This is a genomic window from Jejuibacter sp. L23 (assembly GCF_050815825.1).
Taxonomy (GTDB): Bacteria; Pseudomonadota; Gammaproteobacteria; order Enterobacterales; family Enterobacteriaceae; genus Jejubacter; species Jejubacter calystegiae.
The window spans coordinates 1833925-1859329 of the sequence record NZ_CP138199.1 but is presented as its reverse complement, the minus strand read 5'-3'; the positions used below and the strand labels follow the sequence as shown (position 1 = coordinate 1859329).

Here is a 25405-nt window from a genome sequence, read left to right as displayed (position 1 = left end):
CCCCTGCCTCTTCCTTTACTCACTTCATTGATTTGTGTATTGTCTGCGCCGCTTACCCAATAAACAGAAGGGATTCGGCTATCATGCTGTCCGGGCTGCTCATTATCCTGGTGCCGTTACTGATCGGTTACCTTATTCCCCTGCGCCAGCGCGCAGCACTGGTCTGGATTAACCGGCTGCTGGGCTGGATTGTCTATATCATCCTTTTCCTGATGGGAATTAGTCTGGCCTTTCTGGATAATCTTTCCGCCAATTTGCTGGCGATCCTTCATTATTCCGCAGTCAGTATTGTGGTTATTCTGCTATGCAACTGCGCCGGATTACTGATGCTGGAGCGTTTTCTGCCCTGGCATCACCGCCACCGCCAGCAGAAGCTGCCATCGCGCCTGAAGATGGCGATGGAATCGCTGCAGTTGTGCGGCGTGGTCGCCGCCGGTTTTATTCTGGGACTCAGCGGCTGGTCGTGGCTGACCCACGCCACCGAAGCCAGCGAATACACGCTGATCCTGCTGTTGCTCCTTGTGGGGATACAGCTGCGCGGCAGCGGTATGACCCTGCGCCAGATTCTGCTTAACCGCCGGGGCACTCTGGTAGCGCTGGTGGTGGTGGTCAGCTCACTGCTGGCAGGTGCCATTAACGCCCTGCTGCTCGGTCTGCCGTTAAAAACCGGGCTGGCGATGGCCTCTGGCTACGGCTGGTACTCGCTGTCCGGCATCCTGATGACCGAGTCATACGGCCCGGTCATCGGCAGCGCCACCTTCTTTAACGATCTGGGTCGTGAGCTTATCGCCATCATTCTGATTCCGGCACTGGTGGGCCGTAGCCGCTCAACGGCGCTGGGGCTGTGTGGCGCCACCTCGATGGATTTTACCCTGCCGGTACTGCAACGCAGCGGCGGCGTAGAACTGGTCCCGGCCGCCATTGTCCACGGCTTCCTGCTTAGCCTGCTGGTTCCGCTAATGATGGCGCTGTTCGCCGCCTGAATCCTTCCTTCGCCCCCCTGATGGGGGGATTAAATTTGCGCTAAATCAATTTCCCTGCACATTGCCATAAAAAGCACTTTTCACCCTTAGTCACTGAGCATAACCTTAAACATGCATATCAAATATAACTTTAAGGTGTAATCATGTTTTGCGTGCAATGTGAACAAACAATCCGCACTCCGGCGGGTAATGGCTGCTCTTATGCGCAGGGGATGTGCGGTAAAACCGCTGAAACGTCCGATCTTCAGGACCTGCTGATCGCCGCGCTGCAGGGGCTCTCTGCCTGGGCGCTGAAGGCGCGTGAGCTGGGCATTATCGACCACGAGGTGGATAGTTTCGCACCGCGCGCGTTCTTCGCCACCCTGACCAACGTCAACTTTGATTCCGTCCGTATCGTCGGCTACGCCCGTCAGGCCATCGCGATGCGTGAAGACCTGAAAGCGCGTTCCCGCGCCATTGATGCAGCCGCAAGCGTTGACCATCCGCTGGCCGACCTGCAGCTTGCCAGCGACGACATGGGCGATCTGCAACGCCAGGCCGCTGACTTCACTCCGAACCGCGACAAAGCGGAAATCGGCGAAGATATCCTTGGTCTGCGCCTGCTGTGCCTCTACGGCCTGAAAGGGGCCGCAGCCTATATGGAACACGCCCATGTACTGGGCCAGTACGATAACGACATCTATGCCCAGTACCACAAAATCATGTCCTGGCTTGGCACCTGGCCGTCCGACATGAACGCCCTGCTGGAATGCTCCATGGAAATCGGTCAGATGAACTTCCAGGTCATGAGCATCCTGGACGCCGGTGAAACCGGTAAATACGGCCACCCGACCCCGACGCAGGTTAACGTAAAACCGGTTGCCGGTAAGTGCATCCTGATCTCCGGTCATGACCTGTTCGATCTCTACAATCTGCTGGAGCAGACCGAAGGCACCGGCGTCAATGTCTACACCCACGGCGAAATGCTGCCCGCCCACGGCTATCCGGAACTGCGTAAATTCAAACATCTGGTCGGTAACTACGGCAGCGGCTGGCAGAATCAGCAGACCGAATTCGCCCGCTTCCCGGGACCGATCGTGATGACCTCAAACTGCATCATCGACCCAACCGTTGGCAGCTATGACGACCGTATCTGGACCCGCAGCATCGTAGGCTGGCCGGGCGTTAACCACCTGGAAGGCGACGATTTTGCCCCGGTCATCGCCCAGGCCCAGCAGATGTCCGGCTTCCCGTACAGCGAAATCGAGCACATGATCACCGTCGGTTTTGGCCGTCAGACCCTGCTTAGCGCCGCCGATACCCTGATCGATATGGTTGGCCGTAAGTCACTGCGCCACGTCTTCCTGATCGGCGGCTGCGACGGCATTCGCGGCGAGCGTAGCTACTACACCGACTTCGCCACCAGCGTACCGGACGACTGCCTGATCCTGACGCTGGCCTGCGGTAAATATCGCTTTAACAAGCTGGACTTCGGCAACATCGAAGGCCTGCCGCGCCTGCTGGATGCCGGTCAGTGTAACGACTCCTACTCCGCCATTATGCTGGCCGTCACCCTGGCCGAAAAACTGGGCTGCGGCGTGAACGATCTGCCGCTGAGCCTGGTGCTCTCCTGGTTCGAACAGAAGGCTATCGTGGTTCTGCTGACCCTGCTGTCGCTGGGCGTGAAGAACATCCTGACCGGGCCGACGGCGCCGGGCTTCCTGACCCCGAACCTGCTGGCTATCCTCAACGAGAAATTCGGTATGCGTTCCGTTACCACCGTTGAGCAGGATATGCAGCAGATGCTGGGTGTGGCGTAAGGAGAAGCAACAAGATGACGATGCCAACCTCTCAGTGTCCGTACCGCATGCAGGTACATCATATTAAGCAGGAGACGCCAGACGTCTGGACCCTGTCGCTGTTCTGCCATGACGACTACCTCTATCAGGCGGGACAATACGCGCTGGTCAGTATCCGCAACTCGGCCGATACCCTGCGCGCCTATACCCTCTCGTCCACGCCGGGTGTCAGCCTTTTTATTACCCTGACCATCCGCCGTATCGACGACGGAGCCGGTTCCGGCTGGCTGACCCGCGAAGTTAAGCGCGGCGACTACCTGTGGCTTTCCGAAGCCCAGGGCGAGTTCACCTGCCAGAACCATCCGGCAGGTCGTTATCTGCTGCTGGCCGCTGGCTGCGGCGTGACGCCGATTATGTCGATGCGCCGCTGGCTGGCCAAATACAGCCCGATGGCCGATGTCCAGGTGATCTACAGCGTGCGCTCGCCGCAGGACGTGATCTTTGCTGAAGAGTGGCGCCAGTATCCGGTCACTCTGGTGGCGGAACAGGGCGCGGCCCACGGCTTCGTTCCCGGTCGTCTGACCCGCGAGCTGCTGGCCAGCGTGCCGGATATCGCTAACCGCACCGTCATGACCTGCGGCCCGGCGCCGTACATGGATTTCGTGGAGCAGGAAGTCAAAGCGCTGGGCGTCACCCGCTTCTGGAAAGAGAAATTCTTCACCCCCGTTGCGGCGCCCGTCACCAGCGGCCTGAAGATCTCCACCCTGCAGCCGGTACGCGAATTCCATACGCCAGTAGGCAGCACGCTGCTTGAAGCGCTGGAGAGCAACAAGGTGCCGGTCAACGCCGCCTGTCGCGCCGGCGTGTGCGGCTGCTGCAAAACCAAAGTGGTTTCCGGCGACTACAGCGTCACCAGCACCATGACCCTGACCGAGCAGGAGATCGCGGACGGTTACGTCCTGGCCTGCTCCTGCCACCCTCAGGGCGATCTGGTCCTCGCCTGATTTTCACTTCCCCCATGCCGCCTCCTTCCGGAGGCGGCACTTTCTGAACAGTCCCTGTCTTCACTCATCGTCTAAGCTTGATCGCATCTTATCGAAATAAAACAAAGGAGATGTGATGAAACAGACCGTGGCCACCTACATTGCCAGGACGCTGGAACAGGTAGGGATAAAGCGTATCTGGGGCGTAACCGGAGACTCCCTTAACGGGCTGAGCGACAGCCTTAACCGCATGGGAACTATTCAATGGATGCCCACCCGTCACGAAGAGGTCGCCGCCTTCGCCGCGGGTGCGGAAGCGCAGTTAACCGACGAACTGGCGGTCTGCGCTGGCTCCTGCGGCCCAGGCAACCTGCACCTGATCAACGGACTGTTCGACTGCCAGCGCAACCAGGTACCGGTACTGGCGATTGCCGCCCATATTCCTTCCAGCGAGATAGGCAGCGGTTACTTCCAGGAAACTCATCCTCAGGAGCTGTTCCGGGAGTGCAGCCACTACTGTGAACTGGTGTCCAGTCCGGAACAGATCCCTCAGGTGCTGGCTATCGCCCTGCGTGAAGCCACGCTAAAGCGCGGCGTGGCGGTTGTGGTTCTGCCCGGAGACGTCGCGCTGCAACCCGCGCCGGAAGGGGCCAGTACACACTGGTATCCCGCCCCGTTGCCCCAGGTGGTGCCGCGCAAATCGGAGCTGGAAAAACTGGCCGAAGTGCTGAACGGCGCCAGTAATATCGCATTGATGTGCGGTAGCGGCTGCGCCGGAGCGCACAGTGAATTGCTGGAGTTCGCCGGTAAGCTGAAATCGCCCATCGTCCATGCCCTGCGCGGCAAAGAGCACGTGGAGTACGATAACCCCTATGACGTGGGGATGACCGGTCTTATCGGCTTCTCTTCCGGCTTTCACACCATGATGAATGCCGATACCCTGATTCTGCTCGGCACCCGGTTCCCCTATCGCGCCTTCTACCCCAGCAATGCGCGAATCATTCAGATAGATATCAACCCGGCCAGTATCGGCGCCCACAGCAAAGTGGACATGGCGCTGGTGGGCGATATGCAATCCACATTGCAGTCCCTGCTGCCACTGCTGGAAGATAAGCAGGATCGGTCGTTCCTCGACAAAGCGCTGGCAGACTATAAAGAGGCCCGTAAGGGGCTGGATGAGCTCGCCAAACCCAGCGATAAGGCGATTCATCCCCAGTATCTGGCCCAGCGAATCAGCCAGCTGGCCCACCAGGACGCCATCTTCACCTGCGATGTCGGCACCCCCACCGTCTGGGCAGCCCGCTATCTGGAAATGAACGGAAAACGTCGCCTGCTGGGCTCCTTTAACCATGGCTCAATGGCTAACGCCATGCCTCAGGCACTGGGCGCAAAGGCGACGGAGCCGGAACGTCAGGTAGTGGCGATGTGCGGAGACGGCGGTTTTAGCATGCTGATGGGCGATTTCCTGTCGGTGGTCCAGATGAAGCTGCCGATCAAGATTGTGGTATTCAACAACAGCGTGCTGGGCTTTGTAGCAATGGAGATGAAGGCCGGAGGCTATCTGACCGATGGAACCGAACTCAGCAGCACCAACTTTGCCCGCATCGCCGAGGCCTGCGGTATTAGCGGTATTCGGGTGGAAAAAGCCAGCGAGCTGGATGCCGCACTGGAGAAGGCATTTAATACCGACGGGCCGGTACTGGTGGACGTCACCGTCGCCAAAGAGGAGCTGGCGATTCCGCCCCAGATCAAACTGGAACAGGCGAAGGGCTTCAGTCTGTACATGCTGCGCGCCATCATCAGCGGCCGCGGCGATGAGGTGGTCGAACTGGCGAAAACCAACTGGTTCAGGTAAAACAACCTATTACCTTCAGTAATACCGAGCAAGGAGTCGCCATGATTGACCTACGCAGTGATACCGTAACGCGCCCGGGGCGCGCCATGCTGGAACAGATGATGAACGCCGCCGTCGGAGACGATGTCTACGGCGACGATCCCACCGTGAATCAGTTGCAGGAATACGCGGCGCGCCTGGCCGGTAAAGAGGCCGCCCTGTTCCTGCCTTCCGGCACCCAGGCCAACCTGGTAGCGCTGCTCAGTCACTGTCAGCGTGGCGATGAATATATTGTGGGCCAGCAGGCCCACAACTACCTTTTCGAGGCGGGCGGCGCCGCGGTGCTGGGCAGCATTCAGCCCCAGCCCATCGACGCCGCCCGCGACGGCACCCTACCGCTGGACAAAGTCGCCTCGGTCATCAAGGCTGATGACGTTCACTTTGCCCGCACCCGGCTGCTCAGTCTGGAAAATACTCACAACGGTAAAGTGCTGCCGCAGGCGTACCTGCGCGATGCCTGGCAGTTTACCCGCGAGCGCGGCCTGGGGCTGCATATGGACGGCGCCCGACTGTTTAACGCCATAGTGGAATACGGCTGTGAGCTGGATGAAGTGGCGCGCTACTGCGACAGCTTCACCCTCTGCCTGTCCAAAGGGCTGGGGGCGCCGGTGGGCTCGCTGCTGCTGGGCAATCGCGACTTTATCAAGCGCGCTCTGCGCTGGCGTAAGATGGCCGGCGGCGGACTGCGTCAGGCCGGAATCCTGGCCGCAGGCGGCCTATGGGCATTGCAGAATAATGTGGCACGACTGGCGGACGACCACGCCAATGCCGCCTGGCTGGCCGAAGCCCTGCGCGAAACTGGCGCCGACGTGACCCGTCAGGACACCAATATGCTGTTCGTCCGGCTGCCGGAAGGCACCGCGCCGCAGCTGGGCGAATTTATGGCTCGCCGCGACGTACTTATTAACGCCGCGCCGGTTACCCGTCTGGTGACGCATATTGACGTCAGTCGCCAGCAACTGGAAACCGTCGTCAGCCACTGGCGCGCCTTCCTGCAAGGCTAAGGAAAGTAAGGGGATGAATAGCCCAGGTAAGATCCTGATACTCGGCGCCAGCGGCTATATCGGCCAGCGCCTGGTCCCCAGACTGGCGCAGATCGGTTACCCGGTTATCGCTGCCGCGCGCCGTCTGGACTGGCTGGAAAAACAGCCCTGGTCTGGTGTTGAATGCCGGGCGGTAGATTTACTGCGTCCGGAAACGCTACACGGGCTGCTGGATGGCGTAGAAACGATCTACTATCTGGTGCACAGCATGGGCGACGGTTCGGATTTTATCGCCCGCGAGCGCCGGGCGGCCCTGAATCTGCGCGATGCGCTACGCGGCCAGTCGGTGCGCCAGGTCATCTATCTTAGTTCGCTACAGGCCCCCGATGGCGATCTCAGCTCCTCCCACCTGCGGGCCCGGCAGGTAACCGCCGATATACTGCGCGAATCGGACGTGCCGGTCACCGAACTGCGCGCCGGGATTATTATCGGCGCCGGTTCCGCCGCCTTCGAAGTGATGCGCGATATGATCTACAACCTGCCGGTACTGACGCCGCCGCGCTGGGTACGATCACGTACCACGCCCATCGCGCTGGAAAATTTGCTGGTCTATCTGCAAGGCTTTCTGGAACACCCGGCGGAGGAGCACCGCCTGTTCGAGGCCGCAGGCCCCGAAGTCATGAGCTATCAGCAGCAGTTCGAGCGATTTATGGCCATCAGCGGCTGCCACCGACCGCTGATTCCGGTCCCCTTTCCCACCCGCTGGGTCTCGGTCTGGTTCCTGAGTATGATCACTTCAGTGCCGCCGTCTATCGCCCGGGCGCTGATCCAGGGGCTGCGCCACGATCTGCTGGCGGACGATCGCGCGCTGCGGGCACTGATTCCCCAACCGCTTATCGGCTTCGATGAGGCGGTACGTCAAACCCTGGAGGAGGAGAAAAAGCTGGTCGACTCCCCTGGCTGGGGACACGCCCCTCAGGCTTTCGCCCGCTGGCGCCCGGAATACGGCTACTATCCCAAGCAGGCAGGCCATACCGTCAAAACCCCCGCTCCCCTGAGCGCCTTATGGGATGTGGTCAACGGTATTGGCGGCCAGCAGCGCTATTTCTTCGCCAATATTCTGTGGCAGACCCGAGGCGCCCTGGATCTACTGGTGGGTCACCGCCTGGATAAAGGCCGCCCGGAGCGCCACTGGTTACGCCCGGGCGATAAGGTGGATAGCTGGCGGGTGATTGTCGTCGAGCCAGAAAAGGAGCTGACGCTGCTGTTCGGTATGAAGGCGCCGGGACTGGGGCGGCTGAGCTTCACCCTGCGCGATATCGGGGAATATCGCACCCTGGATGTCCGCGCTTTCTGGCATCCCCACGGTACGCCTGGCCTGCTCTACTGGCTGGCGATGATTCCGGCGCATCTGTTTATTTTTCGCGGCATGGCGCGACGTATTACCCATCTGGCTGAACAGAGCCTGAGCGATCGTCCGAGAGAACGCTGAATATCGGCGCTTTGCCATTGCAACCCGAGAGGAATCACGAAAGAATGCCCGCGATAACAGCCAACGCGACAGTGAATTGACATGAAAGTACTGGTCACGGGCGCCACCAGCGGACTGGGGCGTAACGCGGTCGAATATTTACGCCAGCGCGGCGTCAGCGTGACGGCCACCGGCCATAATGCCGCCATGGGCAAACTGCTGCAGAAGATGGGCGCGGAATTTATCCATGCGGATATGACCGAGCTGGTTTCCTCTCAGGCCAAAGCGATGCTGGCCGGCATTGACGTGCTATGGCACTGCTCCGATTTCATCTCCCCCTGGGGATCGCCTCAGGAGTTCGATCTGGCTAACGTGCGTGCCACCCGCCGTCTGGGTGAATGGGCGGTGGCATGGGGCGTGCGTACTTTCGTCCATATCTCCTCGCCGTCGCTCTACTTCGACTACCATCACCATCGCGATATTACGGAAGAGTATCGCCCACGCCGCTACGCCAACGATCTGGCGCGCAGCAAGGCGGAAGGCGAAGAGGTGATTCAGCAACTGGCCCGGGCCAATCCCCAGACCCGCTTCGCTATCCTGCGCCCCCAAAGTCTGTTCGGCCCCCATGATACGGTCTTCTTCCCGCGTCTGATTCAGATGGTGCGCCACTACGGCTGCGTACTCCTGCCGCGCGGTGGCGAAGCGCTGGTGGATATGACCTATCAGGAAAATGCGGTGCATGCCATGTGGCTGGTCAGCCAGCCCGAGAACGATCGCCTGCCTTCGGGCCGCGCCTGGAACATCACCAATCTGGAGCCGCGCCCGCTGCATATGACGGTACAGAAACTGATTGATGAGCTGGGGCTGCGCTGCAAAATTCGCTCCGTTCCCTGGCTGATGCTGGATATGGTGGCGCGTAGCATGGAGCGCTTTGGTCATAAAGAGGCCGAACCTTCCCTGACTCACTACGGCGTCGCCAAACTCAATTTCGACTTCACGCTGGATACCCAACGCGCCAGGGACGAACTGGGCTATAAGCCCATCATCACGCTGGATGAAGGTATAGAACGTACCGCGGCCTGGCTGCGGGACCACGGTAAGCTGCATCGTCCCTGACGTTTAGTGGGAATATCCCATCCCGTATTTCTCCAGCAACGCTTCGGCAATGGCCTGGGTTTCGGCATCGGCGTGGCCGTCGTAGCGTTCGGGACGGAAGTGCATCTGAAACGCCATAATCACCCGCCGCTTCTGAGCCTGGGTCATATCGTTCCCCACTTCGTAACCGTAACGCGCGAGCAGATTAAGCAACGCCGTCTGATTCACCGGCTGGGTCGGATGGCGGCCCCCCAGATAGAAAGTGACCCGATCGGCGTCCGGCCAGGCACCAATGCCCGCCTGCGCCAGTTCACGCCACGGGAACAGCGGCCCCGGATCGTCCTTACGCTGGGGTGCCACATCGGAATGGGCCACCACATTTTCCGGCGTGATGCCGTGACGTTGAATAATATCCCGGGCCAGCGGAATCAGCGTAGCGATCTGCGCCTGGTCGAACGGCTCGAAATGGCGGCCGGTAGCGGTACGATGCCAGCCGTGGTTTTCCAGCTCGATGCCGACGGAGGTATCATTAATGCGGGTGGCGCCGCGCCAGTAGCTCTGCCCGGCATGCCAGGCGAGCTTCTCTTCCGGCACCAGTTGATAGACCAGCGGCTTACCGTGATGTTTCTCGGGCTGGCGCGCAATCAGATAGTGGGCGCTGACGTCCCTGCCGCGTAGCGTGGTCAGGGAGCGCTCAAAATCTCCGGCGGTGTAGTGAATGACCAGCACCCGCACCCGCGGCCAGGCGTTCAGCGCCGGATAGCGGGTATCCACCTGATATTCGCTGCGATCGACAATCCCTTCATCGCTGGCGCAGCCTGCCAGCAGCAGAACCAGCGCCAGCCAAAAAATACGCCTCATCGCCGGGTCTTCACCGCCGTGCCGCTGACGCTGACCATCAGCATGCTGCTGTCTTTGCCCACGGTTTCATAGTCGATATCGATACCGACCACCGCATCGGCTCCCAGCGATTCCGCCTGCTCTTCCAGCTCTTTAAACGCTATTTCACGCGCCTTGCGTAGCTCTTTTTCATAGGCACCGGAGCGGCCGCCGACGATGTCGCGAATCCCGGCGAAAAAGTCGCGGAACACGTTGGCCCCCAGGATGGCTTCCCCGGTGACCACGCCGCAATACTCAACAATAGCCTGCCCTTCCAGGGTGGGGGTGGTGGAAAACTGCATATGGTGACTCCTCTGTGTTTGGCGATCAATGCCTTAGCCCTTGCCTGCTGGCGCATTTTAGCCCGTAATACGCTATGCTAAAGCCCATTATTACCAACTGTAATGTAGCTCTCCTGAGAAATATAAGGAAATCATAATGCGTAGCTCAGTTCTGACTCTCATTGCGCCCTGTGCGCTACTGCTTAGCGCCTGTACGACCGTCACGCCGGCCTACAAGGATATCGGCACCCGCAGCGGCCCCTGCATCGATGGTGGCCCTGACAGCGTCGCACAGCAGTTTTACGACTACCGTATCGCGCATCCGGGCCAGAGTGCGACCGATCTGGCGGGCCTGCGCCCTTATCTGAGCGATTCCCTGTGGCAGCAGCTTCAGGCGAAGAGCCGCACCACCCAGCCTGCCAACGGCGACCTGTTCTCCAGCAATGCTAACGGTATCGACAACGCCGATGTCGCCAGCGCCTCCCGCATTCTGAACACCGATGCCCGTAATATACCGCTGCGCGTCAATCTGACCAAAGGCGACCGGCAGTGGCAGGATGAAATCCTGATGGTGCGCGAAGGCCAGTGCTGGACAGTGGACGATATTCGTTACACCAGCGAAAACAGCAACGCCCCCACCGGCACCCTGAGCCAGATGCTGGAGCATCGTTAATCCCCCATTTCCTACGGGCTGAAAGGTAAAAACCACAAGAAAAATCTGGCATTTACCCTGATTGCCCGTATTTATTCTTACCTTCAGCCCGCTCCGATATTTTGTGCTATGTTTAAGCCATATCCGGCCCGTTTTTGCGATTTTAACGCACAAATATTGCATAACTATTCTGCCAACGTTACTATTTGCGGCCTCAATTGCTATTCGACTGCTGCGCATGAGTATTCAACTAAACGGCATTAACTGCTTTTACGGCGCCCACCAGGCGCTGTTCGATATTACGCTCGACTGCCCGCAAGGGGAGACGTTAGTGCTGCTCGGCCCGAGCGGCGCGGGAAAGAGTTCTCTGCTGCGCGTGCTTAACCTGCTGGAGATGCCGCGTTCCGGCACGCTTGCCATCGCCGGTAACCAGTTCGACTTCAGCCGCGCCCCGGGCGACAAAGCCATTCGCGCGCTGCGTCAGCACGTCGGTATGGTTTTCCAGCAGTACAACCTGTGGCCGCATCTGACGGTGATGCAGAACCTGATCGAAGCGCCCTGCCGGGTGCAGGGGCTGAGTAAAGACCAGGCCCGCGAACGCGCCGGTAAACTGCTGGAGCGTCTGAGACTAACTCCCTATGCCGATCGCTACCCGCTGCACCTTTCCGGAGGGCAACAGCAGCGCGTGGCCATCGCCAGAGCGCTAATGATGGAACCCGAAGTGCTGTTGTTCGACGAACCGACCGCGGCGCTGGATCCGGAAATCACCGCCCAGATAGTCAGTATCATTCGCGAACTGGCGCAGACCAACATCACTCAGGTGATCGTGACGCACGAAGTGGAAGTGGCGCGCAAAACCGCCAGCCGCGTGGTCTATATGGAAAATGGTCATATTGTCGAGCAGGGCGATGCGGGCTGCTTCAGCAACCCGCAGACCGATGCTTTCAGATCCTATCTTTCACACTGAAGATGATTGGGAATACTAAAATGAAAAAAGTCCTTCTTGCCGCGCTATTCGCCAGCCTCAGCTTCTCCGCCACGGCGGCGCAGACTATCCGCTTTGCCACGGAGGCCTCTTATCCTCCGTTTGAGTCCATGGACGCCAGCAATAAAATCGTCGGTTTTGACGTCGATCTCGCCAATGCACTGTGCAAAGAGATGGACGCCACCTGCACCTTCAGCAACCAGTCGTTCGACAGCCTGATCCCCAGCCTGAAATTCAAGCGGGTAGAAGCGGTAATGGCCGGTATGGACATTACGCCAGAGCGCCAGAAGCAGGTGCTGTTCAGCAACCCTTACTACGATAACTCGGCGCTGTTTATCGGCGTACAGGGTAAATACACCAGCATTGATCAGCTTAAAGGCAAGAAGGTTGGGGTTCAGAACGGCACCACCCACCAGAAGTTTATCAACGATAAACATCCGGAAATCACCACTGTTCCCTACGACAGCTACCAGAATGCCAGACTGGATCTGCAGAACGGACGTATTGACGCCGTATTTGGCGACACTGCGGTCGTCACCGAATGGCTGAAGGCCAATCCGAAGCTGGCCGCGGTGGGCGATAAAGTGACCGATAAAGCCTACTTCGGTACCGGGCTTGGCATCGCGGTGCGTAAAGGCAATACCGAACTACAGCAGCAGTTTAACAGCGCGCTGGAGAAGGTGAAGCAGAATGGCACCTACGAGGCCATCTACAATAAATGGTTCCAGAAGTAATCGGCTTAATGAACGACTTCCTTCCACTTGCAAGCGCCGCCGGGATGACCGTCGGCCTTGCCGTTTGCGCCCTGATTATCGGCCTGGCACTGGCGATGGTATTCGCCGTCTGGGAATCGGTTAAGTGGCGTCCCATCGCCTGGATAGGTTCTGGCCTGGTCACCATTCTGCGTGGCCTGCCGGAGATCCTGGTGGTGCTGTTTATCTACTTCGGCTCCTCCCAGCTGTTGCTGATGCTGTCGGACGGTTTCACGCTCAATCTGGGCTTTATCCAGATCCCGGTGCAGATGGAGATTGAAAACTTCGACGTCAGTCCGTTCCTGTGTGGGGTTATCGCCCTGTCGCTGCTCTACGCCGCTTATGCTTCCCAGACGCTGCGCGGCGCCCTGAAAGCGGTGCCGGAAGGCCAGCGGGAATCCGGCATGGCGTTGGGCATGAGCAAAGGCGCTATCTTCTTCCGCCTGGTGATGCCTCAGATGTGGCGCCACGCCCTGCCTGGACTGGGCAATCAGTGGCTGGTACTGCTAAAGGATACGGCCCTGGTGTCGCTGATTAGCGTCAACGATCTGATGCTGCAAACCAAAAGCATCGCCACCCGAACTCAGGAGCCCTTTACCTGGTACATCGTGGCAGCCGCCATTTATCTGGTGATTACCCTGGTGAGTCAGTACATCCTCAAGGCTATCGACCAGCGGGCGACGCGTTTTGAACGGAGGCCCGGCTGATGCTTGAGTACTTACCGGAACTCCTGAAGGGGCTGCATACCAGTCTGACTCTGACCGTCGCCTCTATCGCCGTGGCGCTGGTACTGTCGCTACTGTTTACCGTGATCCTGACGCTGAAAACCCCGCTGCTGTCGCAACTGGTGCGGGTGTTTATTACGCTGTTTACCGGAACGCCGCTGCTGGTGCAGATCTTCCTGATCTACTACGGGCCAGGTCAGTTTCCCGGGCTGCAGGAAATCCCGTGGCTGTGGCATCTGCTTTCCGAGCCCTGGCTGTGCGCGCTGATTGCGCTATCGCTCAACAGCGCTGCTTACACCACCCAGTTGTTCCACGGCGCGATTCGCGCCATTCCGGAAGGACAGTGGCAGTCCTGTGGGGCGTTAGGCATGAGCCGTAAGGATACCCTGGCGATTCTGCTGCCCTACGCTTTCAAACGCGCCCTCTCCTCCTATTCCAACGAGGTGGTGCTGGTGTTTAAGAGCACATCACTGGCCTATACCATCACGCTGATGGAAGTGATGGGCCACGGTCAACTGCTCTATGGGCGCAGCTATGACGTGATGGTATTCGGCGCCGCGGGGCTGATTTACCTGGTGGTCAACGGCATTCTGACACTGCTGATGCGCCTGATAGAGCGCCGCGCGCTGGCGTTTGAGCGGCGTAGTTAACCTCCCTTCTGTCCTGAGAGTCCAGACCGGCCACGCTTCTGTGGCCGGTTTTTTTATCGCAAAAAGTCACAAAAATGATGATAAATAAAACATAAATGTTGTTTTTATCATCCGGGGCGTTACACTGCATAAAAATCAACCCACATATAGCCCATGGATGGCGCGATGAAATACAGCGAATTTAAACGTTGGCTACTGCAACAGGGTGCAGAGTTCGCTAAAGCGCCAGGGGGAGGAAGCCACCAGAAGATCAATTTGAACGGCAGAAGATCGGTTTTCCCCCGACCATGGTTCCAAAGAGATACCGGAACCACTACGCAAGAAAATCATGAAGGATTTAGGACTTTGAGTCCTGAAAGGTGAGAGATTAAAGGAAGCACTATGTATAACTACCCGGTTAAACTCACTCATGACGCAGAGACAAATAGTTGGATAGCCTCATGTCGGGATCTGCCTTTAATGAACTCCGTGGGTGACTCTATTGAAGAAGCCTTACTGGAGTCCGTTTATGGCCTGGTGACGGCAGTCGCCATTGAAATCGAGGAGCGCAGGCCCGTCCCCCAGGGTAGTGCCCCCCAGGCAGGTGAATATATTGTCTCACTGCCCGTGCTGGCGGCAATGAAAGCCGCACTGCACAACGCGATGATCGAGACCGGTACCCGAAAAGCCGATCTGGCCCGCAAGCTGGGAAAAACGGGAACTCAAATAGACAGGCTCCTGGATGTGGAACACTCATCAAAAGTAGAGACCGTAGAGCTGGCACTACACCAGTTAAACAGAAGCATCGCAGTCTCAGTCACCGCCAGTTAGCGCGAAAACGGCTGCCAATTCGCCTTTTTTATTATTTAATATTAATTCATTTTTATTGAATATCCATTCACTTTATGGCAGGGTAATCCGCAGGCCGAAAGTCAGGCCTGGAGAACAAGATTAATAAGACGGGAGCTTGATATGAAAAAGTTACTTCTGGCCGCAGCCCTTGCCGCAACCGCATTCAGCGCATGGAGCGCAGATCCAATCCGCTTCGCCTCTTCCGCCACCTATCCGCCATTTGAATCCCTGGATTCCAGTAACCAGATTGTTGGTTTCGATATCGATCTGGCGAAGGCTTTATGCCAGCAGATGAAGAGCGAATGCACCTTTACCAACCAGGCCTTCGACAGCCTGATCCCGTCGCTGAAATTCCGCAAATATGACGCCGTTATTTCCGGTATGGACATTACGCCGGAGCGGAGCAAGCAGGTGACCTTTACTAACCCCTACTACGCTAACTCCGCACTGGTGATTGCCAAAAAGGATCAGTACCAGAGCTTTGAACAACTGAAAGGCAAGCGTATCGGAATGGAAAACGGCACCACCCACCAGAAGTATCTGCAGGACAAGCACCCGGAAGTGAAAACCGTGGCCTATGACAGCTACCAGAATGCCATTATCGACCTGAAAAATGGCCGTCTGGATGGGGTATTTGGCGACACCGCGGTCGTGAATGAGTGGCTGAAGAAGAACCCGCAACTGGGTCCGGCGACCGGGAAAGTGACCGATCCCCAATACTTCGGCACCGGCCTTGGCATTGCAGTACGCCCCGGTAATACAGCGCTGTTGAACAAACTGAATGAAGCCCTGGCAGCCATTAAAGCTAACGGCACTTATCAGAAGATTAGCGATAAGTGGTTCCCCGCAGGCTAAAGCCCCCTTTCAGCGGCGGACATGGCTCCGTCGCCCTTCCCTTTCTCAGTTCTCTTTTTCCAGTAACGTCAGCACTTCATAGTGAGCGGTATGGGGAAACATATCGAACAGCTGAACCCGACGGATACGGTAACCACTCAGGCAGCGTATATCCTTCGCCATAGTGGCGGCATTGCAGCTGGAGTAGATAATCCAGTCCGGCGCCATTCGGCCAAGATAGTCGCATAAGGCTTCGCCAATGCCGCGGCGCGGCGGGTTAACCAGCACCAGCTCCGGTATGGAGGCCTGAGCCGTAGCGAAATTCGTAGAGTCCAGCGCCTGAAAATAGTGACGGGTCAGGCCCAGCGCCCGGGCGGACTGGCGAGCGCAGGCAATCGCCTCTGGCGCGATTTCGATCCCAGTCAGGGTCATCTGTGGCGTGGCGCAGTGCAAACCAAAACCACCCACGCCGCAGAACAGATCCCACATATGGTTCACGGGCAGCTCGCGCACCCACTCCCTGGCACAGGCATAAAGTTGGGAGGCGACACTGGGATTGGTCTGGAAGAAGCTCTGGGGGCGAATCCACAGTGGAACACCGTTAAAATTCTCCGCCAGCGCCTGCTGGTCGGTCAGAAAGATCTCCTGCTCCCCCTCCATAATCGCCATATGCACCGGCTGGATATTCACGGAAATCACCCGCAGCTGAGGCAGCTGCGCCTGAAGCGCTGGGAGCGCCGCCCGCAGCTGCGCCAGTTTGGCTTCAGAGCGCAGCACGAAACGCAGCATCATAGCCCCATCCTGCTGGCTTTCGGTCAGCAGAATATACTTCAGCTCGCCGCGACGGCGCGCCACGTTATAGGGCGTTAATCCGGCCCGGGCGATAAAAGGCTTAAGCGCATTGAACACAGGCGGGAAGCTGGCGGGATAGAGGGGGCAGTCAGTCAGATCCTGGGCCTGACCGTCCCGTGGCGCGGTACCGAATATCGGGCGCTCTACGCTGCCGCTAACCACCATCTTGGCTTTGTTGCGAAACCCCGCCTCCGGCCCACTGACCGGTTCGCGCCACTCATCCACCGCCATCCCCGTCAGGAGCTGGCGAAGATCGGTCATTTTCGTGGAAAGCTGCCCGGCTATCGGCTGTTCTACCCACGTACAGGAGCGACAACGACCGGCGTCATAGAGTGCGCATTGCATAACAAAACCCTGAGAAAAAACGGCGGCTGATTGTACCACCGTTCTCCCGCTAACCCAGCCGAAAATAGCGCCGACTTTTCGCAGGAACAAAGATCAGGAACAGCACCAGCAGATCGGGCAGTTTCTGAATCAGCAGCGCATTAAGGATCTCACCCGGCGATCCGCCGACAATGCTAAACAGTTCCGGATACCCCCATCCCAGGGAAGCGGCCCACAGGTAGCCGAGCGCTACCAGCCGGGTGAACAGATAACCCCAACGCCCCCAGTTTCGCCCGCGCATAATGGCAAAGGCGCAGCGTAGCTCAATAAACAGCAGCAGCAAGCTGCCAAGAAATACCGCAGTCAGATTCCATGTCTGGGCACTGCGATACAGAAAATCCAGTATTCCCCGCGGCCCCAGTACGCCGAACAACATCAGCAGATCCAGGCAGCGGACAGCAATAATGGCCGTGCCCGCCACCAGAACCAGCGTGGGAGCATTGAGTGTGGCATGAGATGAACGATGCTTGCCCGACATATCCAACTTCACATTTCCCTGTAGCATCAACGCGCTGCGACCAGAAGCGGCGCCAGAATTTATCATGGCAGATTTACAGGCATTCAGCCATATCAGGACATGCCATTCAATTAGCTAAATCTCAGGTAATAGTCGGAAAAGCGCTGCGCGGCCGGGATGGCCACGCAGGGAGAGTCAGTGCAGCAGAGGAGTCTGTGGCAGGTTTAGCAGTTGTTCTTCCTCTTCACCGCTGTAGAGCAGATGATGGGCGCCCGCCTCCAGAATCACCATGGAGATCTGCTGTTCGCTCTGCTGCATAAACCAGGCGAACTGCGCACGGTTCACTCCCGCTCCGGTAGACAGCGTCTGACAGACCACCAGCTTCGGCAGATTGTCGTCCTGCACGTCAAGAAAGGCTTTCACCGTCAAAGAGCCCGCGTTAATCGCAGAGAGATCGGAAGCCAGCGCCAGCAACGCAGAGGGTTTGACTTCGGCCAGCGCGGAAAACAGTACCACATCATCCACCAGATCGATCTTGGCATCGAAGATACCGTTAAAGTTTTGCATATGCGGCAAATGCAGCGCCTGGCAGGTATCACACTCGAAGAAATTTACCCCCAACTCATCCAGCCAGCGGCGCAGTGTGTCCAGTGAAGGGACAACGAGTGAATCCATAAACGGTGATACCTCTTTTGATGACCTGTAAACGCGCATAGCTTACGCAAAAAGCAGCGCTGATACCATGAGTATGGGCCGAAAATCGCGCTAGCCGCCGGTTTTCAGGGAAAAGCCAGGGCGGGCATGGCGCTCGATCCAGCCGATCATCAATGAAGCGATATCCACCCCGCTCACCTTCTCGATTCCCTCCAGCCCCGGAGAGGCATTTACCTCCATCACCAGCGGCCCACGGTCGGCGCGCAGAATATCCACACCGGCCACATCCAGGCCCAGCGTTGTGGCCGCCCCCAGCGCGATATCACGCTCCTGCGGGGTGATATCCACCCGCCGCGCCACGCCTCCTCGATGCAGGTTGGAACGAAAATCGCCCTCCTTCGCCTGGCGTTCAATGGCAGCCACCACCTGGTCGCCCACTACCAGACAGCGGATATCCCTGCCCCTGGCTTCTTTGATGTACTCCTGCACCAGGATATGGGCGTTCAGACCGCGGAAAGCATCGATCACGCTTTCCGCCGCCTGACGGGTTTCTGCCAGTACCACGCCAATGCCCTGAGTGCCCTCCACCAGCTTGACCACCAGCGGCGCGCCGCCGACCATCTCGATCAAATCGTGGGTATCATCCGGCGAATGGGCAAAACCGGTCACCGGCAGATCGATTCCCCGGCGCGCCAGTAGCTGCAATGAACGTAGCTTGTCCCTGGCCCGGGTAATCGCCACCGACTCATTCAGGGGATAGCTGCCCAGCATTTCAAACTGGCGCAGCACGGCGGTGCCGTAGAAGGTAATGGCCGAACCGATACGCGGAATCACCGCATCATAATGCGGCAGGCGCCGTCCTTTATAATGCACCGAAGAGGCTCGTGGATTAATGCTCATATAGCAGGAGAGCGGATCGATAACCTCAACCCGGTGCCCGCGACGCTGGGCCGCCTCCCGCAGACGCCGACAGGACCAGAGCGCACCATCCCTGGATAAAATGGCGATATTCACCCTTCACCTCACTAATGGTCAAAAAGCATCAGCCCAAAGCGGACTGGTTAACGGAGCGCCCAGCCCTGCTTATGCAGATAAGCCAGGATAAACGGACGACTCTCTTTAATAATGGTACGACGGATGTGATCGCTCCAGGTATCGCGCCGGTTATTGCTGCCCCGTGACAGATAGTACTGCGCCAGCGTTTCATCGTAGTGCGCCAGCGTCTGCTGATCCATCGGCTGATAGCGATTCTCGTGCACCACCAGGGACGCCGGCAAGCGCGGTTTAATATCCGGATTATCCGCCGGCCAGCCCAGGCACAGGCCAAACAGCGGCAGCACATGCTCAGGCAGTGCCAACAGTTCGGTCACTGCCTCAATGCTGTTGCGAATTCCGCCGATGTAAACGCCGCCCATCCCCAGGGACTCCGCAGCCAGCATGGCATTTTGCCCCATCATCGCGGTATCCACTACGCCCAGCAGAAGCTGTTCGGCCAGGCCCAGCTGCGCTTCAGGGCAGATCTGCAGGTGGCGGTTAAAGTCGGCGCAGAATACCCAAAATTCCGGCGCCTGGGCGACGTGCTTCTGACCGCCGCTCAGGGTTACCAGTTGCTCGCGCACTGCCGGATCGGTGATACGAATGATCGAAGAACATTGCAAAAAACTGGAACTGGAAGCCGCCTGCGCACTGGCGATAATGGCTTCACGCTGCTCATCGCTGACGCTCTGGTCGGTAAAGTGGCGAATGGAACGGTGGGAGCGGATCAAATCAATGGTCGGCGTCATCTCGTTTTTCCTTGCTTGAGGGGGTCGGTTGCTGAGGTCGCTGCTTGAGCAGCAACGGCGCCACATTGTGGGCCACTCCCCATAACAACATAAAGGCCGCGGGAAGCATTAACGCGATACCACCACAGACCATCACCACGGCGGCAACGGTGCCGTTTAGCGGCGCCGGTAGCGCCACATGACCATTAATCGACAGCCAGGCCAGACCCAGCAGGATCATGCCAAGCAGTTCCAGCAGGATGATGGGTTTGGGCAGGTCGTTCAGCGTTCTCATCGGTGCTTCTCCACGGCAACGGCCCGCCAGTATAGCCTGGCGGCAGGATGACGGTTTACCGGAATATAGCGTAATCAGTGACGCCAGCGTCGATAGCGGCGCTGACGATGGCGCAGAGAACGCACGCATAACGCACTCAGCACGCCAATCGCGCACCAGAAAGCGCCGCTAAACAGCCAGGCGGCCTCCTGTACGGGGGAGCGCTGGGGTATCAGCCACAGATGCATAATAAGGAAGCAGAACGGCAAGGCCAGCACCACGCCAGCCAGCGGTCTGATCAGATCGCCGCGCAGCGAGATAAAACCAGCGATAAAGCCCGGCAGGATGAACAACAGTAGCTCCGGCTCCGGCTCATCGCGAACGCAGGTCGCCGCAGCCAGACCGATTTTCTGGTACACGAAAACAGCAATAAAGAGTACAAAGGCGCAAACCATCCCCGCCCACCGATCCTGGCGCATCATCCGAATCCTCTTGAATCTGTTCGCCAAACCTCACGCGCGGGCCAGAAATAAGCCTGCGCGCCGACAACACCCTGTGACGCTCCCTCGGTCCGAAAAGATCTGTACAATTTCTCACTGTTCGTGCTGGCCGTTGATTCTTATTAAGATTAAACTAGCAACGGCTCTTTACGGCGCGGGCAGTTATTATTTGATGCGATCGTTCCGCTATCAGCCCAATGTCTCCGAAGGGGGACATTAACTTAAAAAACCACTCCATTCAATAGCTTACTGGTAAACAAGAAGTTAGCCTACGTGAATATAAACGTCGCAGATTTGTTAAACGGGAATTACGTCCTGTTATTATTTGTGGTACTGGCTTTAGGCCTGTGTCTCGGTAAATTACGGCTGGGTTCAATTCAACTGGGTAATTCCATTGGTGTTTTAGTCGTCTCTTTATTACTGGGTCAACAGCACTTTTCGATCAACACAGACGCGCTGAATTTGGGCTTTATGCTGTTCATTTTTTGCGTTGGCGTGGAAGCCGGCCCCAACTTTTTTTCTATTTTCTTTCGCGACGGTAAAAACTACCTGATGCTGGCGCTGGTGATGGTGGGCAGCGCGCTGATTATCGCTATCCTGCTGGGTAAGGCGTTCGGTTGGGGCATTGGCCTGACCTCCGGTATGCTGGCGGGCTCCATGACCTCCACCCCTGTCCTGGTGGGCGCCGGGGATACCCTGCGCCATGCGGGGATCAGCGACGGCGAACTGGCTACCGCCCTTGACCAACTGAGCCTGGGCTACGCCCTGACCTACCTGATTGGTCTGGTCAGCCTGATTCTGGCCGCCCGCTATATGCCGCGCCTGCAGCACCAGGATCTGCAAACCAGCGCCCAGCAGATAGCCCGCGAACGCGGGCTGGATACCGATACCACCCGCAAGGTTTTTCTGCCGGTGATTCGCGCTTACCGGGTGGGGCCGGAACTGGTGGCCTGGGCTGATGGCAAGAATTTGCGCGAGCTGGGTATCTATCGCCAGACCGGTTGCTATATCGAACGAATTCGCCGCAACGGTATTCTGGCCACGCCGGACGGTGATGCCGTACTGCAGCCCGGCGATGAAATCGCCCTGGTGGGCTATCCCGATGCCCACGCCCGCCTCGACCCCAGCTTCCGCAACGGGAAAGAGGTATTCGATCGCGATCTGCTGGATATGCGCATCGTCACTGAGGAGATTGTGGTTAAAAACCATAATGCCGTGGGGCGTCGCCTGGGCCAGCTTAAGCTGACCGATCAGGGCTGCTTCCTGAACCGCGTGATCCGTAGCCAGATCGAGATGCCTATCGACGACAATATCCTGCTGAATAAAGGTGACGTCCTCCAGGTCAGCGGCGATGCCCGCCGGGTAAAAACCGTGGCCGACCGTATCGGCTTCGTCTCGATTCACAGCCAGGTTACCGATCTGCTGGCCTTCTGCTCTTTCTTTATTATCGGCCTGATGATCGGGATGATCAGTTTCCAGTTCAGCACCTTCAGCTTCGGTATCGGTAACGCCGCCGGGCTGCTGTTTGCCGGTATCATGCTCGGCTTCCTGCGCGCCAACCACCCGACCTTCGGCTACATCCCTCAGGGGGCGCTGAATATGGTGAAAGAGTTTGGTCTGATGGTCTTTATGGCCGGGGTGGGGCTGAGTGCCGGTAGCGGCATCAACCACAGCCTGGGCGATGTGGGCTGGCAGATGCTGGTGGCCGGTCTGCTGGTCAGCCTGCTGCCAGTAGCAATCTGCTTTCTGTTCGGCGCCTGGGTATTGCGTATGAACCGGGCGCTGCTGTTTGGCGCCATTATGGGGGCCAGAACCAGCGCACCGGCGATGGAGATTATTAGCGACGTGTCGCGCAGCAACATTCCGGCGCTGGGCTACGCCGGTACCTATGCCATTGCCAACGTCCTGCTGACGCTGGCCGGTACCCTGATTGTGATCATCTGGCCGGGGCTCAGTTTCTAGTCCGATAAAGAAAAAGTTAAGTTTTTTGCAAAACCCGTGAACTTTTTGGGGCGGCGCCAGTCATATTAAGTGCCACTGCTTTTCTTTGATGTCCCCAATTTGAGGAGCCCATCAATCCCGCCGATTTCGGTTCAAGATTGATGGGTTTTTTATTATCTTCACGACAGATAGCCCACATTTTCATCCTTATCCTGGCGACTTTTCGCTCCGCTCCCCCGCGCTTTTAAGCCCTAAAGTGACGTCCCGCTATTAATTAGCAGGATTCATTTGACATTTTGTGCCATCTTTTTCTTCCCGTCGACCATGCTTCACCGAATCAAAAGCCGTTGATGTACAAAAGGATAGAGAGTTGCTAGTGTCTCTCTTATTTTCTTACTCTGGATACTCATGACGGCTGTCTCCTCCCGCAAGGCCCTGCGTCAGCGCTGTTGGGCTCTGTTTGCGTTGTTCTTTCTTCCCGGTCTGCTTATGGCCTCCTGGGCCACCCGAACCCCGGATATTCGCGATACGCTCGGCGTTTCCATCTCGGAAATGGGGATGGTGCTGTTCGGTATCTCCGTCGGCTCTATGAGCGGCATTCTGTGTTCCGGCTGGCTGGTTAAGCGCTTCGGCGCCCGTCAGGTTATCCGGGTCGGTATGGCGCTGGTGGTGGGCGGGATGCTGCTGATGAGTCTGGCGCTGTGGCTGGCCTCGCCCTGGCTGTTCGCCGCCGGATTGGCCCTGCTGGGCGGCGGACTGGGCAGCGCCGAAGTGGCAGTTAACGTGGAAGGCGCCGTGGTGGAACGTCTGATGAATAAGACGGTACTGCCAATGATGCACGGTTTCTACAGTCTGGGAACCCTGGCAGGCGCCGTTGCCGGTATGGCCCTGACCGGCCTGAGCCTGCGCGCCGACCACCACCTGCTGCTGGCGGGGCTTATCGCCATTATCCCGATTATTATCGCCATCGGCGCTATTCCCGACGGCACCGGCCAGCAGCCTGCCGAAGGCGCTGAGCAGTCCACCACCGCCCCTCACCGCCCGTTCTGGAAAGACAGCACCCTGATGCTGATAGGCGTTATCGTCCTGGCTATGGCCTTCGCAGAGGGCTCTGCCAACGACTGGCTGCCGCTGTTGATGGTGGATGAACACGGTTTTAGCCCCACCTCCGGCTCCCTGATCTACGCCGGATTCACCCTGGGGATGGCACTGGGACGCTGCTGCGGCGGCTGGTTTATCGATCGCTTCGACCGGGTGTCGGTGGTGCGCGCCAGCGCCATACTGGGCGCGCTGGGCATCGGGCTCGTTATCTTTGTCGACAGCCCCTTCATCGCCGGACTGTCGGTGCTATTCTGGGGACTGGGCGCCTCGCTGGGTTTTCCGCTCGCTATCTCAGCCGCCAGCGACACCGGCCCGGATGCCGCAACCCGCGTCAGCGTGGTAGCAACCACCGGCTACATCGCCTTTCTGGTCGGGCCGCCGCTACTTGGCTTTTTGGGGCAGCACTACGGTCTGCGTAGCGCCATGCTGCTGGTGCTGGCGCTGGTGGTGATTGCGGCAACGCTTGCCCGGGCAGTGGCGAAACCCAAAGCTTCAACACAACAGCCATAACAGGAGACAGCATGGACACCATTGAGTGGCAGGACTTTGAACGTGTAGAACTGCGGGTGGGTACAATTATTCATGCCGAACCCAACGTGAAAGCGCATAAGCCCGCCTGGGTCATGGATATCGACCTTGGCGATCTGGGTGTCAAGCGTTCGAGCGCCCAGATAACCCAACACTATCCGTTAGAATCGCTGCCCGGCCGTCAGGTTCTGTGCGTCTGCAACTTTGCCCCGCGCCGTATCGCTGGCGTAAAATCCGAAGTGCTGGTCACCGGCGCCCACGATGCCGACGGTTCGGTGGTACTGGCCGAATTCACCCTGCCGGTGCCCAACGGTACCCGGCTGGCCTGATTCTGAATCGCGGAGGTCCCGTGACAATCAAACTGATCGCCGTTGATATGGACGGCACCTTTCTTGATGATACCAAATGCTATAACCGCCCGCGGTTTATGGCGCTATATCAGCGTATGAAACACCAGGGAATTCGCTTCGCGGTCGCCAGCGGCAATCAATACTGGCAGCTACGCAGCTTTTTTCCTGAGATTGCCCACGAGATTGGTTTTGTGGCCGAAAACGGCGCCTGGGTGCTGTGCGGCGATCGGGATCTGTTTAACGGCGCCTTCAGCTATGAACAGTTGCGCCGCGCCATTGCCGAGCTGCTCCAGCTACCGGATGTGGAGATCGTCGTCTGCGGCAAGCGCTGCGCCTGGACGCTGTCCCACTATCGCGACGAAGTGAAACAGGCCGCGGCGCACTACTATCCACGACTGGAGCAGGTCGATGATTTCGCCGGTATCGAAAGTCGCGATACCTTCTTTAAATTCGCCCTTAACCTGCCGGATGCCTCCCTGGCGCACACCATGGCGCGGCTGCGCGATACCCTGGGTGATATCATCACCCCGGTCACCAGCGGCCATGGATCCATCGATCTGATTATTCCCGGACTACACAAGGCAAACGGACTGGATCTGCTACGCCGTCACTGGAACATCGACAGCGGTAAGGTGCTGGCCTTTGGCGATGGCGGCAACGATACCGAAATGCTGCAACAGGCAGATTTCGGTTTCGCGATGGCCAATGCCCCCGCAGTGGTACAGGCACTGACGCCCCACCGGGCGCCAGACAATAACCGGGAAGGGGTTCTGGAGATTATCGAACGAGCCCTTAACCGCACGCCGCCGTTCGACTGAGGTTGCC

General features: G+C 58.2%; 28 protein-coding genes. 18 read left to right on the top strand and 10 right to left on the bottom strand.

The genetic code is table 11. The annotated features are described in order from the left end of the window. Nucleotides 1-83 precede the first annotated feature (83 nt). From SCU88_RS08600 to SCU88_RS08570, 7 genes are all read left to right on the top strand, one after another. Complete coding sequence (locus tag SCU88_RS08600) at nucleotides 84-983, top strand: LysO family transporter (protein ID WP_175339753.1); 900 nt, start codon at nucleotides 84-86, stop codon at nucleotides 981-983. Between the two features lie 143 nt (nucleotides 984-1126). Continuing rightward, nucleotides 1127-2782: a hydroxylamine reductase gene (hcp, locus tag SCU88_RS08595; protein ID WP_138096590.1), complete on the top strand. Its 1656-nt coding sequence runs from the start codon at nucleotides 1127-1129 to the stop codon at nucleotides 2780-2782. A 14-nt stretch (nucleotides 2783-2796) separates the two neighbouring features. Continuing rightward, nucleotides 2797-3765 carry an NADH oxidoreductase gene (gene hcr / locus SCU88_RS08590; RefSeq protein ID WP_175339752.1) on the top strand — a complete coding sequence of 323 codons (969 nt, stop codon included), beginning with the start codon at nucleotides 2797-2799 and terminating at the stop codon, nucleotides 3763-3765. A gap of 115 nt (nucleotides 3766-3880) precedes the next feature. Then, nucleotides 3881-5599 (top strand): ubiquinone-dependent pyruvate dehydrogenase, encoded by a 1719-nt coding sequence (gene poxB / locus SCU88_RS08585; protein ID WP_175339751.1) that lies wholly within the window; start codon nucleotides 3881-3883, stop codon nucleotides 5597-5599. Nucleotides 5600-5640: 41 nt separating this feature from the next. After that, the gene (gene ltaE, locus SCU88_RS08580) at nucleotides 5641-6642 is read left to right on the top strand and encodes a low-specificity L-threonine aldolase (RefSeq protein WP_175339750.1); all 1002 of its coding nucleotides are present in this window, start codon (nucleotides 5641-5643) and stop codon (nucleotides 6640-6642) included. A 13-nt stretch (nucleotides 6643-6655) separates the two neighbouring features. After that, nucleotides 6656-8113: a DUF2867 domain-containing protein gene (locus SCU88_RS08575; protein ID WP_175339749.1), complete on the top strand. Its 1458-nt coding sequence runs from the start codon at nucleotides 6656-6658 to the stop codon at nucleotides 8111-8113. Nucleotides 8114-8194: 81 nt separating this feature from the next. Continuing rightward, the gene (locus SCU88_RS08570) at nucleotides 8195-9208 is read left to right on the top strand and encodes an SDR family NAD(P)-dependent oxidoreductase (RefSeq protein ID WP_175339748.1); all 1014 of its coding nucleotides are present in this window, start codon (nucleotides 8195-8197) and stop codon (nucleotides 9206-9208) included. A 3-nt stretch (nucleotides 9209-9211) separates the two neighbouring features. On the opposite strand, the gene SCU88_RS08565 is transcribed toward SCU88_RS08570, so the two are convergent. Both SCU88_RS08565 and SCU88_RS08560 read right to left on the bottom strand, forming a co-directional pair. Beyond that, complete coding sequence (locus SCU88_RS08565; protein WP_138096584.1) at nucleotides 9212-10048, bottom strand: N-acetylmuramoyl-L-alanine amidase; 837 nt, start codon at nucleotides 10046-10048, stop codon at nucleotides 9212-9214. Further along, nucleotides 10045-10368 (bottom strand): heavy metal-binding domain-containing protein, encoded by a 324-nt coding sequence (locus SCU88_RS08560; protein WP_175339747.1) that lies wholly within the window; start codon nucleotides 10366-10368, stop codon nucleotides 10045-10047. The genes SCU88_RS08565 and SCU88_RS08560 overlap by 4 nt, the downstream gene beginning before the upstream one ends. A gap of 136 nt (nucleotides 10369-10504) precedes the next feature. On the opposite strand from SCU88_RS08560, the gene SCU88_RS08555 reads away from it, so the two are divergent. The 7 genes from SCU88_RS08555 (at nucleotide 10505) to artJ (ending at nucleotide 15797) form a co-directional block, all read left to right on the top strand. Continuing rightward, on the top strand, nucleotides 10505-11020 hold the full coding sequence (locus tag SCU88_RS08555; RefSeq protein ID WP_175339746.1) for a lipoprotein: 516 nt from the start codon (nucleotides 10505-10507) through the stop codon (nucleotides 11018-11020). A 217-nt stretch (nucleotides 11021-11237) separates the two neighbouring features. Beyond that, nucleotides 11238-11966 (top strand): arginine ABC transporter ATP-binding protein ArtP, encoded by a 729-nt coding sequence (artP, locus tag SCU88_RS08550; RefSeq protein WP_175339745.1) that lies wholly within the window; start codon nucleotides 11238-11240, stop codon nucleotides 11964-11966. A 20-nt stretch (nucleotides 11967-11986) separates the two neighbouring features. Then, nucleotides 11987-12718 (top strand): arginine ABC transporter substrate-binding protein ArtI, encoded by a 732-nt coding sequence (artI, locus tag SCU88_RS08545; RefSeq protein WP_175339744.1) that lies wholly within the window; start codon nucleotides 11987-11989, stop codon nucleotides 12716-12718. An 8-nt stretch (nucleotides 12719-12726) separates the two neighbouring features. Then, on the top strand, nucleotides 12727-13443 hold the full coding sequence (gene artQ, locus SCU88_RS08540) for an arginine ABC transporter permease ArtQ (protein ID WP_138096579.1): 717 nt from the start codon (nucleotides 12727-12729) through the stop codon (nucleotides 13441-13443). Further along, nucleotides 13443-14111, top strand: coding sequence for an arginine ABC transporter permease ArtM (artM, locus tag SCU88_RS08535; RefSeq protein ID WP_138096578.1), 669 nt, complete (start codon nucleotides 13443-13445; stop codon nucleotides 14109-14111). The genes artQ and artM overlap by 1 nt, the downstream gene beginning before the upstream one ends. A 381-nt stretch (nucleotides 14112-14492) precedes the next feature. Then, nucleotides 14493-14921, top strand: a complete 429-nt coding sequence (locus SCU88_RS08530) for a hypothetical protein (RefSeq protein WP_138096576.1) — start codon at nucleotides 14493-14495, stop codon at nucleotides 14919-14921. Between the two features lie 141 nt (nucleotides 14922-15062). Continuing rightward, nucleotides 15063-15797, top strand: coding sequence for an ABC transporter substrate-binding protein ArtJ (gene artJ, locus SCU88_RS08525; RefSeq protein ID WP_175339743.1), 735 nt, complete (start codon nucleotides 15063-15065; stop codon nucleotides 15795-15797). Nucleotides 15798-15842: 45 nt separating this feature from the next. Here the strand turns inward: artJ and rlmC are convergent, their stop codons facing one another. The 7 genes from rlmC to ybjM form a co-directional block, all read right to left on the bottom strand. Beyond that, nucleotides 15843-16973, bottom strand: a complete 1131-nt coding sequence (gene rlmC / locus SCU88_RS08520; protein ID WP_138096574.1) for a 23S rRNA (uracil(747)-C(5))-methyltransferase RlmC — start codon at nucleotides 16971-16973, stop codon at nucleotides 15843-15845. A 49-nt stretch (nucleotides 16974-17022) separates the two neighbouring features. Then, nucleotides 17023-17490: a YbjO family protein gene (locus SCU88_RS08515; protein ID WP_431810158.1), complete on the bottom strand. Its 468-nt coding sequence runs from the start codon at nucleotides 17488-17490 to the stop codon at nucleotides 17023-17025. Nucleotides 17491-17664: 174 nt separating this feature from the next. Then, nucleotides 17665-18144, bottom strand: a complete 480-nt coding sequence (locus SCU88_RS08510; protein WP_175339742.1) for a YbjN domain-containing protein — start codon at nucleotides 18142-18144, stop codon at nucleotides 17665-17667. 90 nt (nucleotides 18145-18234) lie between these two features. After that, the gene (rimK, locus tag SCU88_RS08505) at nucleotides 18235-19137 is read right to left on the bottom strand and encodes a 30S ribosomal protein S6--L-glutamate ligase (RefSeq protein ID WP_175339741.1); all 903 of its coding nucleotides are present in this window, start codon (nucleotides 19135-19137) and stop codon (nucleotides 18235-18237) included. A 47-nt stretch (nucleotides 19138-19184) separates the two neighbouring features. Next, nucleotides 19185-19907 (bottom strand): oxygen-insensitive NADPH nitroreductase, encoded by a 723-nt coding sequence (gene nfsA / locus SCU88_RS08500; protein WP_138096571.1) that lies wholly within the window; start codon nucleotides 19905-19907, stop codon nucleotides 19185-19187. Continuing rightward, a complete protein-coding gene (locus SCU88_RS08495) occupies nucleotides 19891-20310 on the bottom strand; it encodes a DUF1418 family protein (RefSeq protein WP_338324497.1) in 420 nt (139 codons plus the stop codon). The genes nfsA and SCU88_RS08495 overlap by 17 nt, the downstream gene beginning before the upstream one ends. Further along, nucleotides 20256-20642 (bottom strand): inner membrane protein YbjM, encoded by a 387-nt coding sequence (gene ybjM / locus SCU88_RS08490; protein WP_138096570.1) that lies wholly within the window; start codon nucleotides 20640-20642, stop codon nucleotides 20256-20258. The genes SCU88_RS08495 and ybjM overlap by 55 nt, the downstream gene beginning before the upstream one ends. Before the next feature lie 291 nt (nucleotides 20643-20933). Here ybjM and SCU88_RS08485 point away from each other — a divergent pair, with 291 nt between their 5' ends. Next, nucleotides 20934-22622: an aspartate:alanine antiporter gene (locus SCU88_RS08485; RefSeq protein ID WP_138096569.1), complete on the top strand. Its 1689-nt coding sequence runs from the start codon at nucleotides 20934-20936 to the stop codon at nucleotides 22620-22622. Between the two features lie 16 nt (nucleotides 22623-22638). Here SCU88_RS08485 and SCU88_RS08480 read toward each other — a convergent pair whose 3' ends face one another. Further along, the gene (locus SCU88_RS08480; RefSeq protein ID WP_168198737.1) at nucleotides 22639-22806 is read right to left on the bottom strand and encodes a hypothetical protein; all 168 of its coding nucleotides are present in this window, start codon (nucleotides 22804-22806) and stop codon (nucleotides 22639-22641) included. A 203-nt stretch (nucleotides 22807-23009) separates the two neighbouring features. On the opposite strand from SCU88_RS08480, the gene SCU88_RS08475 reads away from it, so the two are divergent. From SCU88_RS08475 to SCU88_RS08465, 3 genes are read left to right on the top strand one after another with little or no spacing between them, the layout of a single operon-like run. Continuing rightward, on the top strand, nucleotides 23010-24212 hold the full coding sequence (locus SCU88_RS08475) for an MFS transporter (protein ID WP_175339740.1): 1203 nt from the start codon (nucleotides 23010-23012) through the stop codon (nucleotides 24210-24212). A gap of 11 nt (nucleotides 24213-24223) precedes the next feature. Beyond that, entirely contained in the window at nucleotides 24224-24559 is a 336-nt protein-coding gene (locus SCU88_RS08470) for a tRNA-binding protein (RefSeq protein WP_138096567.1), read from the top strand. Nucleotides 24560-24579: 20 nt separating this feature from the next. After that, nucleotides 24580-25398, top strand: coding sequence for a Cof-type HAD-IIB family hydrolase (locus SCU88_RS08465; RefSeq protein WP_175339739.1), 819 nt, complete (start codon nucleotides 24580-24582; stop codon nucleotides 25396-25398). The last annotated feature ends 7 nt before the right edge of the window (nucleotides 25399-25405 follow it).

Coding starts and splice junctions, on each gene's coding strand:
- SCU88_RS08600 (WP_175339753.1), top strand. CDS start 84: ATGCTGTCCGGGCTGCTCATTATCCTGGTGCCGTTACTGATCGGTTAC.
- hcp (WP_138096590.1), top strand. CDS start 1,127: ATGTTTTGCGTGCAATGTGAACAAACAATCCGCACTCCGGCGGGTAAT.
- hcr (WP_175339752.1), top strand. CDS start 2,797: ATGACGATGCCAACCTCTCAGTGTCCGTACCGCATGCAGGTACATCAT.
- poxB (WP_175339751.1), top strand. CDS start 3,881: ATGAAACAGACCGTGGCCACCTACATTGCCAGGACGCTGGAACAGGTA.
- ltaE (WP_175339750.1), top strand. CDS start 5,641: ATGATTGACCTACGCAGTGATACCGTAACGCGCCCGGGGCGCGCCATG.
- SCU88_RS08575 (WP_175339749.1), top strand. CDS start 6,656: ATGAATAGCCCAGGTAAGATCCTGATACTCGGCGCCAGCGGCTATATC.
- SCU88_RS08570 (WP_175339748.1), top strand. CDS start 8,195: ATGAAAGTACTGGTCACGGGCGCCACCAGCGGACTGGGGCGTAACGCG.
- SCU88_RS08565 (WP_138096584.1), bottom strand. CDS start 10,048: ATGAGGCGTATTTTTTGGCTGGCGCTGGTTCTGCTGCTGGCAGGCTGC.
- SCU88_RS08560 (WP_175339747.1), bottom strand. CDS start 10,368: ATGCAGTTTTCCACCACCCCCACCCTGGAAGGGCAGGCTATTGTTGAG.
- SCU88_RS08555 (WP_175339746.1), top strand. CDS start 10,505: ATGCGTAGCTCAGTTCTGACTCTCATTGCGCCCTGTGCGCTACTGCTT.
- artP (WP_175339745.1), top strand. CDS start 11,238: ATGAGTATTCAACTAAACGGCATTAACTGCTTTTACGGCGCCCACCAG.
- artI (WP_175339744.1), top strand. CDS start 11,987: ATGAAAAAAGTCCTTCTTGCCGCGCTATTCGCCAGCCTCAGCTTCTCC.
- artQ (WP_138096579.1), top strand. CDS start 12,727: ATGAACGACTTCCTTCCACTTGCAAGCGCCGCCGGGATGACCGTCGGC.
- artM (WP_138096578.1), top strand. CDS start 13,443: ATGCTTGAGTACTTACCGGAACTCCTGAAGGGGCTGCATACCAGTCTG.
- SCU88_RS08530 (WP_138096576.1), top strand. CDS start 14,493: ATGTATAACTACCCGGTTAAACTCACTCATGACGCAGAGACAAATAGT.
- artJ (WP_175339743.1), top strand. CDS start 15,063: ATGAAAAAGTTACTTCTGGCCGCAGCCCTTGCCGCAACCGCATTCAGC.
- rlmC (WP_138096574.1), bottom strand. CDS start 16,973: ATGCAATGCGCACTCTATGACGCCGGTCGTTGTCGCTCCTGTACGTGG.
- SCU88_RS08515 (WP_431810158.1), bottom strand. CDS start 17,490: ATGTCGGGCAAGCATCGTTCATCTCATGCCACACTCAATGCTCCCACG.
- SCU88_RS08510 (WP_175339742.1), bottom strand. CDS start 18,144: ATGGATTCACTCGTTGTCCCTTCACTGGACACACTGCGCCGCTGGCTG.
- nfsA (WP_138096571.1), bottom strand. CDS start 19,907: ATGACGCCGACCATTGATTTGATCCGCTCCCACCGTTCCATTCGCCAC.
- SCU88_RS08495 (WP_338324497.1), bottom strand. CDS start 20,310: ATGCGTGCGTTCTCTGCGCCATCGTCAGCGCCGCTATCGACGCTGGCG.
- ybjM (WP_138096570.1), bottom strand. CDS start 20,642: ATGATGCGCCAGGATCGGTGGGCGGGGATGGTTTGCGCCTTTGTACTC.
- SCU88_RS08480 (WP_168198737.1), bottom strand. CDS start 22,806: ATGAAAATGTGGGCTATCTGTCGTGAAGATAATAAAAAACCCATCAAT.
- SCU88_RS08475 (WP_175339740.1), top strand. CDS start 23,010: ATGACGGCTGTCTCCTCCCGCAAGGCCCTGCGTCAGCGCTGTTGGGCT.
- SCU88_RS08470 (WP_138096567.1), top strand. CDS start 24,224: ATGGACACCATTGAGTGGCAGGACTTTGAACGTGTAGAACTGCGGGTG.